General features: G+C 69.0%; 4 protein-coding genes and 1 pseudogene. 4 read left to right on the top strand and 1 reads right to left on the bottom strand.

Features of this window, described 5'->3' with window-relative positions; all coding sequences use genetic code 11:
- Positions 1 to 306, bottom strand: a 306-nt coding sequence (locus G6018_RS03580; protein WP_182638766.1) for a PH domain-containing protein, incomplete at its 3' end; no start/stop codon positions are given.
- Between the two features lie 279 nt (positions 307 to 585).
- Between G6018_RS03580 and G6018_RS03575 the strand changes: the two genes are divergently transcribed.
- The 4 genes and pseudogenes from G6018_RS03575 to G6018_RS03560 form a co-directional block, all read left to right on the top strand.
- Positions 586 to 2,481: an acetolactate synthase large subunit gene (locus G6018_RS03575; RefSeq protein ID WP_179525520.1), complete on the top strand. Its 1,896-nt coding sequence runs from the start codon at positions 586 to 588 to the stop codon at positions 2,479 to 2,481.
- Entirely contained in the window at positions 2,478 to 2,984 is a 507-nt protein-coding gene (ilvN, locus tag G6018_RS03570) for an acetolactate synthase small subunit (protein ID WP_179525519.1), read from the top strand. The genes G6018_RS03575 and ilvN overlap by 4 nt, the downstream gene beginning before the upstream one ends.
- Before the next feature lie 54 nt (positions 2,985 to 3,038).
- The gene (gene ilvC / locus G6018_RS03565) at positions 3,039 to 4,052 is read left to right on the top strand and encodes a ketol-acid reductoisomerase (protein ID WP_182638764.1); all 1,014 of its coding nucleotides are present in this window, start codon (positions 3,039 to 3,041) and stop codon (positions 4,050 to 4,052) included.
- A 51-nt stretch (positions 4,053 to 4,103) separates the two neighbouring features.
- Positions 4,104 to 4,368 (top strand): annotated as a pseudogene (locus tag G6018_RS03560) (hypothetical protein); the annotation flags it as partial.

The raw sequence follows: 4,368 nt of genomic DNA, 5'->3' as shown, positions 1-4,368 counted from the left end.
GCGGGCGAAGCCGCTCTTCGGGAACAGCACCCCCTTGACCTCCTCCCAGGGAACGGACCTGCTCGCCCGCCACGTCGACAGGTGGACCCCGTCCTCGTCGATCCTGGTGTGGGTCCGTGCGACCCACCAGCCGAATCCGATCGGGAGCAGCACGAGCCATCCCAGAGCGACGGGATAGGCGGTGACGGGCCAGAGGATCGCCAGGACGACGATGGCGATGACGGCGTAGGACATGGGGTTGACCCGGAAGAGTGCGCGGTCGGTGGGCGTGGACTCCGGGTGGGGTGCTCTGAATGCGGCGCTCATGGTGCCCTCCACTGTCTCACGGTCCACTATGTGGGATCCAGTTTCCACGAGTTGACGACCGTGACGGACGGGGCCTAACCTGAGCGCGTGAACACCTGGAACGGTCTAGTACTCGGCCGGCGCGTCGGCGCCTGAGCCGCTACCTGGCTTTCCGTCGACGCGCACCCTCGCCGGCCCCCGTGGCCGTCGGGGGTTTTTTGTTGCCGGGTTCCCCTGGTCCCACCGGACCGGGTGCGGCGACGAACGTCAGCTCCACGACCACCATGAAGGACAGTTGAAGTGAGCGCACCAACGGCACAGCCCGGACCCCGTCCGGGTGCAGAGCACAGGGCCCGGTCCGCGGCCCCCGAGCGGATGACGGGCGCCCAGGCGGTGGTCCGGTCCCTCGAGGAGATCGGCACCGAGGTCGTCTTCGGTATCCCCGGCGGCGCGATCCTGCCCGTCTACGATCCCCTCTACGACTCGGTCAAGGTCCGACACGTGCTGGTCCGGCACGAGCAGGGCGCAGGGCATGCGGCCACCGGGTACGCGCAGGCCACCGGCCGGGTCGGCGTCTGCATGGCCACCTCGGGCCCCGGGGCCACCAACCTCGTGACGCCGCTCGCGGACGCGCAGATGGACTCGGTTCCGATCGTCGCCATCACCGGGCAGGTGGGCACCGCGCTCATCGGCACCGACGGCTTCCAGGAGGCCGACATCTCCGGCATCACCATGCCGATCACGAAGCACAACTTCCTCGTCTCGCACGGCGAGGACATCCCGCGGATGATCGCGGAGGCGTTCCACATCGCGCAGACCGGCCGACCGGGCGCGGTGCTGGTGGACATCCCCAAGGACGTCCTGCAGGCCGAGATGACGTTCTCGTGGCCGCCGGAGATGAAGCTGCCCGGGTACCGCCCGGTCACCAAGCCCCACGGCAAGCAGATCCGCGAGGCGGCCCGGCTCATCGCCAAGGCCCAGCGCCCGGTCCTGTATGTCGGCGGCGGGGTGATCAAGGCCGACGCCTCCGCGGAGCTGCTGGCATTGGCCGAGCTGTCGGGGATCCCGTTGGTCACCACCCTGATGGCCCGCGGTGCGTTCCCCGACTCGCACCGGCTGCACTACGGCATGCCCGGCATGCACGGCACCGTCGCGGCGGTCGCCGCGCTGCAGCGGTCTGATCTGCTCGTCACGCTGGGCGCCCGTTTCGACGACCGGGTCACCGGCCAGCTCGACACCTTCGCCCCCGACGCCAAGGTCATCCACGCAGACATCGATCCGGCGGAGATCGGCAAGAACCGCGCGGTCGACGTGCCGATCGTCGGCGACATCAAGGAGGTGCTGGTCGAGCTCGTCGAGACGCTGCGCGGCGAGCGCGACTCCGGAGCGCTCGCCGAGCCCACCGCCTGGGTGGGGCAACTGGACGAGATCCGCTCCGAGTACCCCCTCGGATACGGACCGCAGTCGGACGGTTCGCTCTCCCCGGAGTACGTGATCGAGCGCCTCAGCGCGGCAGCGGGCCCCGACGCCGTCTACTGCGCAGGCGTGGGCCAGCACCAGATGTGGGCCGCGCAGTTCGTCCAGTACGAGAAGCCGCGCACGTGGCTCAACTCGGGCGGGCTCGGGACCATGGGGTACTCGGTCCCCGCGGCGATGGGGGCCAAGTTCGGTCGTCCCGACGCCGAGGTGTGGGCCATCGACGGCGACGGGTGCTTCCAGATGACCAACCAGGAGCTCGCCACCTGTGCGATCGAGGGCGCCCCCATCAAGGTGGCGCTGATCAACAACGGCAACCTCGGCATGGTCCGCCAGTGGCAGACGCTGTTCTACGATCAGCGCTACTCGCAGACCGACCTGTCGACGCAGTCCAAGCTCATCCCCGACTTCGTCAAGCTCGGCGAGGCCCTCGGGTGCGTGGCGTTCCGCTGTGAGCGCGCCGAGGACGTCGACGAGGTCATCGCCAAGGCCCGCGAGATCAACGACCGCCCGGTGCTCATCGACTTCATCGTGGGCAAGGACGCCCAGGTGTGGCCGATGGTCGCGGCGGGTACGTCCAACGACGAGATCATGGCGGCGCGGGACATCCGGCCGCTGTTCGACGACACCGATTCCGTGGCGGACGACGCCGCGGACGTCCACGAGGTGACCGAGCGGATCGACGCCGCCGTGCTCGCCGCCCAGGAGGAGGACCAGTGACCGCCCGCTCCCACACCCTGAGCGTGCTGGTGGAGGACAAGCCCGGCGTGCTCGCGCGCGTGGCGTCGCTGTTCTCCCGGCGCGGGTTCAACATCGAGTCCCTCGCGGTGGGCCCCACCGAGACCGACGGGCTCTCACGCATGACGATCGTCGTGGCCGTCGAGGACTTCCCCCTCGAACAGGTGACCAAGCAGCTCAACAAGCTGGTCAACGTCATCAAGATCGTGGAGCAGGACCCGGCCGGTTCGGTCGCCCGCGAACTCACCCTGGTCAAGGTCCGCGCCGACACCACCAACCGTGGCCAGATCGTCGAGATCGCCAGTCTGTTCCGCGCCCACATCGTGGACGTCTCCCCGGAATCGCTCACGCTCGAGGCCACGGGTACCCCCGACAAGCTCGACGCGCTGCTGCGGATGCTCGACGGCTACGGCATCCGCGAGATCGTGCAGTCCGGCATGGTCGCGCTGGGACGCGGCCCCAAGTCCATCACCACCACTCGATAGTCTCGACTCCTACACAAGTCCCGGCTACACGAACCAACACGAAGGGAATCCACCATGGCAGTGGAGATGTTCTACGACGACTCGGCGGATCTGTCGCTGATCCAGGGCCGCAAGGTCGCCGTCATCGGTTACGGCTCGCAGGGGCACGCGCACTCGCTGAGCCTGCGCGACTCCGGCGTCGAGGTCGCGATCGGTCTGCGCGAGGGCTCCAAGTCCCGCGCGAAGGCCGAGGAGGCCGGCCTCGAGGTCATGACCGCCGCCGAGGCCACCAAGTGGGCCGACGTCATCATGCTGCTCGCCCCCGACACCTCGCAGGCGCAGATCTTCACCGAGGAGATCGAGCCCAACCTGAACGACGGCGACGCGCTGTTCTTCGGCCACGGCCTCAACATCCACTTCGGTCTGATCAAGCCCGCCGAGGGCGTCACCGTCGCGATGGTCGCCCCGAAGGGGCCCGGCCACCTGGTGCGCCGTCAGTTCGTCGACGGCAAGGGCGTCCCGGCGCTCATCGCCGTCGAGCAGGACCCGAAGGGCGAGGGCGAGGCGCTCGCGCTGTCCTACGCCAAGGCGATCGGTGGCACCCGCGCGGGCGTCATCAAGACCACCTTCAAGGACGAGACCGAGACCGACCTGTTCGGTGAGCAGGCCGTGCTGTGCGGCGGCACCGAGGAGCTCGTCAAGACGGGCTTCGAGGTCATGGTCGAGGCCGGCTATGCACCCGAGCTCGCCTACTTCGAGGTGCTCCACGAGCTCAAGCTCATCGTCGACCTCATGTACGAGGGCGGCATCGCGCGGATGAACTACTCGGTGTCCGACACCGCCGAGTTCGGCGGCTACCTCTCCGGCCCGCGCGTCATCGACGCCGGCACGAAGGAGCGCATGAAGGAGATCCTGTCCGACATCCAGGACGGCACCTTCACCAAGCGCCTCGTGGCCAACGTCGAGGGCGGGAACAAGGAGCTCGAGCAGCTCCGCAAGCAGAACGCCGAGCACCCGATCGAGGTCACCGGGCAGAAGCTGCGCGACCTGATGAGCTGGGTCGACCGGCCGATCACCGAGACCGCCTGAGACCCCTGTAGGGTCCACCGGGATCGATTCCCGAGCTTCAGGAGGACCGCCGTGCGCCACTTCAACCGAGGAGTGGGGGCGGCGGTCCTCTCGTTCTGCCTGGTCTTGTCCACCGCCGCGTGCACATCGGGAACGGACGAGGACGGGCCGGGGATCACCGCCGCTCAGGTCGACGGTGCGAGGATCGCGGTCGACGCGGACTCCTCCGGCGTCGAGACCACCCGTCTCCTGGTGGAGGCCGCCCCGGTGGTCGTGGTGGCCGCGCCGGACGAGGCCGCCCAGGCCCGCGCGGCGTCCGTGGCGGTGGGGCTGCGCG

The organism is Dietzia sp. DQ11-44 (assembly GCF_014145205.1).
Classification (GTDB): Bacteria; Actinomycetota; Actinomycetes; order Mycobacteriales; family Mycobacteriaceae; genus Dietzia; species Dietzia natronolimnaea.
Note: the sequence above shows the minus strand (reverse complement) of the source record. Positions and strands in the feature narration are given on the sequence as shown.

Bases quoted from the DNA above. Each gene is read 5' to 3' on its own strand.
- ilvC (WP_182638764.1), top strand. From the start codon at position 3,039: ATGGCAGTGGAGATGTTCTACGACGACTCGGCGGATCTGTCGCTGATC.